The following is a 1,179-nucleotide window of genomic DNA, read 5'->3' on the forward strand; positions in this document are numbered from 1 at the left end:
TTAATGCCGAATGCCTTCTCCTTCTGTTATACCAACCCTCAATCCATTCAAAAATTGAAAGTTGTGCCATAGAATGATTTTCAAATTTCTGATCATAAATCCATTCAACTTTTAAGGTCTTAAAGAAGCTTTCAGCCACTGCATTATCCCAACAATTACCTTTTCTACTCATACTTTGGCGAACCAATGGATTTGACTTCAATATCGTTGTAAAATCCTTACAAGCAAATTGAACACCTCTGTCTGAATGGAAAGTCAACTCATTTGTTATTGGTCTGTTCCTGACAGCCATGAACCATGCAGGTATAATCGTTCCTTCAGTTGTCAATCTTTTGCTCATCGACCAGCCAATGACTTTTCTATCAAATAAATCGATTATTACAGTCAGGTATAACCAACCGCCAGCTGTGAGCACATATGTAATATCTGAGACCCAAACCTCCGCGATTCTACTGACACTAAAATCCTGATTCAAATAATTTGGTGCAATTGGATAATTGTGTCGGGAATCTGTCGTTGCTTTAAATCTCTTTAGCTTTCTTGCATATAAACCGGCTCCCCTCATCATTTTGGCAACTTTGTTTACCGAAACCGTCCAGCCCTGAGATCTAAGTTCAATGGTCATCCTTGGACTGCCATAACTTTTCTTACTCTCACCGAATACATCTATAATATCTGTCAAAAGCCGTTCATCCTCCTGCCAACGTTTTGAAGGACCTTCTTTTAACCATTTATAATATCCTGATCTGCTAACTTCTAATACTTTACACATCTTCTCAATGGAATATCGAACACAATGATCACTTATAAACTGGTAGATTTCCCATCTTTCCTGGAGAAGATGCTTATCGCTTTTTTTAAGATCTCAAGCTCCAACTCTTTATCACGAAGTTCTTTTTTAAGATTAGAATTCTCGCGTTCCAGGTCTGTCATCTTTGGTTTTCCATTTCCAGGAAAACTGTTTTTATCGTATTTTTTATGTTCTACACGCCAGCGATATAACAGTTCCGGTGAAATACCTAACTCTTGGGCTACTTCTCTCGCATTACCACGAGAATAGGATAGTTCTACTGCTTTTTGCTTGAACTCCCGATCAAATGTTTTTCTCTTGTTTTTCATCTTAGCAATTTACTACTTTTTGTAGCTTAACTTGCTGTCCACCTAATTGGGGGATATCCA

At 37.8% G+C, this 1,179-nt stretch carries 1 pseudogene; it reads right to left on the reverse strand.

Annotation, left to right across the window (positions count from 1 at the left end):
• A pseudogene (locus EOL86_15325) lies at positions 1-1,119 on the reverse strand (IS3 family transposase).
• Between the last annotated feature and the right edge of the window lie 60 nt (positions 1,120-1,179).

The sequence above is a fragment of the Deltaproteobacteria bacterium genome, from assembly GCA_009930495.1.
Lineage (GTDB): Bacteria > Desulfobacterota > Desulfovibrionia > Desulfovibrionales > Desulfomicrobiaceae > Desulfomicrobium.